The following is a 3,731-nucleotide window of genomic DNA, read 5'->3' on the forward strand; positions in this document are numbered from 1 at the left end:
TTTATCACGACTTAGGCGATCGCCAACAACTCCAACAACTCCTACTCGACTCCCAAACTCAGGCAGTTAATTATCTCTTAATTCGTAAACTAGAAGAATTAGGAGACTCTGTAGAAGAAGTATGCGATCGCCTCAACCAACTCGAATCTCTCAACATCCAAATTATTCCCCTAGACTCAGATATCAACATTAACCCCAATTCACCAAGTAGCACCTCAGCAAGCAAAATAGACCTACTCAGACTCCTCAACCAAATACGCCAAAACCAACATAGTCGCAAAATTCGCACTGCCCATGCCCGCAACCGCATCAAAGCAATACCGCCTCCAGGTAAAGCACCCTACGGATATCGCCGAGGTAAAGACCGTTACACCCTTGACAGAAGTGCTGCCCCCGTTGTCAAAGAATTCTTTGAAAACTTCCTTCTGTTTGCTTCCTTGCGGGGTGCAGTGCGTCATATTCAGAAAAAATATGGCAAAAAAATCTCTGTTACCACTGGGCGACGTTGGTTAACTAACCCCGTTTATCGTGGTGACTTACAATATCAAAATAATGAAGTTATATCCAATACTCATCTTCCTATAATTTCTAGAGAAGAAGCTGCTCAAGTCGAACGTTTGCTCCGACGCAATCGGCGAATGCCACCGCGCACTGCCAGCGCTCCCCATTCTCTGGCAGGTTTAGTTTTTTGTAAAGAATGTCAGTCTCCAATGATTACTGCAAAAGTTACTACTTTTCGCAAAGAGAAAGAATATCTTTATTTGCGCCCCAAAAGTTGTTCCCGCAAACCAAAATGTAAAGCTTTAAATTATCAACAAATTTTGGCAGAAACTATAGAAATAATTTGTCGAGATTTACCATCAGCGATCGCTGCTTTAGAAATGCAAAATATGGGCGGAATTAAGAGTAAAATTAAACAAGATATTTCTGAGAAGGAAGACATTCTTTTTCAATTACCAAATCTCACTACAAATGGTATTTTGGACCAAGAAACTGCCGAACTCCGTACCTACAAAATTAGAACAGAAATTGCTCAATTACAAAGTCAACTTAACCAGTTACCACCAGTCAATTTATTAGAAACTGCTAAAGCGGTTTGCATAACTCAATTTTGGTGGGATTTATCAGAGTCAGAAAGGAGATTTTACTTGCGTGAATTTATCAGTAGAATAGAAATTATTCGTCAAGATTTAGATTGGCATTTACAAGTTATTTTTATTTTTTAGAAGGAAGAAGGAAGAGGGAAGAAAAAAAATTTGGCGTTGCCTGAGTCGTAATACTATAAAGGGGGTTTTAATGAATATAGAACCCATTTGAGATCTATATAATTATGGTAGTCAAGTCTTTTAGCGCATCAATTTTGAGGAAAAATATGAAGAAGATGTGTTGAATTTTTTGTATTATTTCTCCCCACATCTTCCCTCTTACCTCCTGTCTCCTGTCTCCTGATTCCTAGCTAAAAAAACGCACATATTTATGAAGATACTAAATGGGTTCTATAGACTGTTTTAGCCAGTAGACATCTCCAATAATAAAAAATCAAATCAATTATGGTACATAAATTGTCAATTATTTCCCCTCCTGAGAGGGGTTAGGGGTGGGTTCCCTACTCCCTACTCCCTACTCCCTACTCCCTACTCCCTACTCCCTAATCCCTCTTTTATGGAGATGTCTAGTTTTGTATAGTAAGTATAAATTCTGACTCAATTAATAAAGTTTTCATCTGAAATTAAAAGCAATAGCTGATGGCTGAATGCTTACCTTTCTTCTTCTTTCTTCCCTCCTGACTCCTGTCTCCTGTCTCCTGTCTCCTCAATAATTCATTTTTTAATCTTATAAATATTTTCTAATAAATTAAACCAGAAATTACCCCCCATAGATATAGCTATGCCACTAATTAGCAAACCCAATATTTTTTTTAATCCTTCTAAATAACTAATTGATTGACTCTCTGAGGTATTATTTTTTTGTTTTTGACCCCAACCAATAGGTAATTCTAAATTATCTAATGCTACATTTACCTGATTTTGAATATCACCTATTTCTAGCTCACTTGGATTAGAATTATTATCGATTAACTCCTGGGAATAACTATTAATTGTTGCCCGCATTAAAGAATCTTTTGATAAATTATCAACCACGTTTAATGTATCAACATTAGCAGCTATAGCAATAGTAACACCAATCAAAAAAGCAACTCCTCTAGCATTACGCTTATAAACACCAGCCGCTCTTTCCATTCCACTATCAAACCATCTCTCAATTTCTTTCTGAAACTGATATAAAGCATTACCTGTTGCTGAAATTTTTGTTGTCGCTTGTTTTGCTAAAATATATAAACTTTTTTGTAAAGATTCAGGCAATAATTCAATCATTTCAAGAGCTTTTTGGTGAATTTCCTTCTTATTACTTTGCAAATCTGCTTGTACAGTTTTTCCCATTTCCATTATCTCTCTCAAAAACTTTAATAAATTAGAAGAGCTTGGTTCCATTTCAGTTACTAAAACTTTTCTTTCATGGGGATTTTCTAATACTTGTTTGACTAAATTTATTTGGCTACTAAATTCTTTATGATCTATATCAGGCAAAAATTTCAGAGATTTTTTTGTGTATAAATCTAGCTTATTTAAAGTTCTATCTAATGTTAAATCAAGATTTGCCAAATTGTTTTGATAATCCTGAAGATTTTGGTTCAACCCTTGATGCAAATTCTCAAATTCAGCCTGAAGATTTCTCTGTTTACTGGTGTCTTCTATCTTCAATTTATCTAATATTTTCTTGATATCTAGCAAAATATTATCAGTAAAATCTCTTAATTTATCCTCACTAAGCACTTGCATTAATTCTTGCAGCTTCAAAGTATCAATTAAGCTGGCAGCAAATGTATCTGACGGAATAGCAGAAGGAGCAGTTTTTTCTACATCAAAAACATTATTAATTCTAGTTACAGCTCGACTTAAATTACCAAGCATATGAATTATTTTCCGAAATACTCTTTCTAATGGACCTTTGCCACCACTATAGTTAAGGTTTTTAATTAATTGATTTTGATACAAAGAATTAGTTAGTTTTTGTACTTTTTCAATTTCTTTACTAGATTTAGAATTATTTTTGCCGATATGAGTTTCACCAGCAATTAACTCTTCAATTGATTTTTTTAAATGGGTGGCTCGCCATTGCAAAACTATTGTTAAAATTGATTGAACTTCACTAGCTAGTACACCAAAAATCAGATAAATAAAAATTAAACCAATGGCAATATCTAAAATTACAGGTAAGTTCATATTGATTCGATTAGTTAATAGGAGAATATAAATTTCGGTGGTTGATGTATAGCTAGTAATTTTTACCCTATCTATTCTTATACAGAAGGGATGACAAAAACTCACATCACTACCTAAATTTCAGAACTATACTATCATTATTAGGGATAATTAACTGTATACCTGTAGTTGTGGATACTGTAGTTGAAGTGAGGGTAGTACCTGCTACTAACTGCTATGTAATTGAAGTTGTGTATGAAAAAGCTAGGAGGCCACAAATACAGTCAACATATTTAGCAGGAATAGATTTAGGGATTGATAGATTAGTTGCTCTAGCTAAAAACAAGCCTGGTGTGAAACCATTGCTGGTTAATGGGAAGCCACTAAAAAGTTTCAATCAACTGTATAATAAGCTTCAACAATGAATAATGAATAATGAATAATGAATAATTACCTCTCCTTGAAAGA

The 3,731-nt window shown here is 34.3% G+C and carries 3 protein-coding genes; 2 read left to right on the forward strand and 1 reads right to left on the reverse strand.

Going from position 1 to position 3,731, the window contains the following annotated elements; translation table 11 throughout:
- Positions 1 to 1,226 (forward strand): recombinase family protein (locus AC3DU7_RS28250; protein ID WP_488042581.1); only part of this gene is annotated, 1,226 nt, incomplete at its 5' end.
- A gap of 594 nt (positions 1,227 to 1,820) precedes the next feature.
- On the opposite strand, the gene AC3DU7_RS28255 is transcribed toward AC3DU7_RS28250, so the two are convergent.
- Positions 1,821 to 3,284: a hypothetical protein gene (locus AC3DU7_RS28255; RefSeq protein ID WP_488042582.1), complete on the reverse strand. Its 1,464-nt coding sequence runs from the start codon at positions 3,282 to 3,284 to the stop codon at positions 1,821 to 1,823.
- Positions 3,285 to 3,454: 170 nt separating this feature from the next.
- Here AC3DU7_RS28255 and AC3DU7_RS28260 point away from each other — a divergent pair, with 170 nt between their 5' ends.
- A complete protein-coding gene (locus AC3DU7_RS28260) occupies positions 3,455 to 3,688 on the forward strand; it encodes a hypothetical protein (protein ID WP_488042583.1) in 234 nt (77 codons plus the stop codon).
- Positions 3,689 to 3,731: the final 43 nt, after the last annotated feature.

The organism is Okeania sp., assembly GCF_983059655.1.

Coding starts and splice junctions, on each gene's coding strand:
- AC3DU7_RS28255 (WP_488042582.1), bottom strand. CDS start 3,284: ATGAACTTACCTGTAATTTTAGATATTGCCATTGGTTTAATTTTTATT.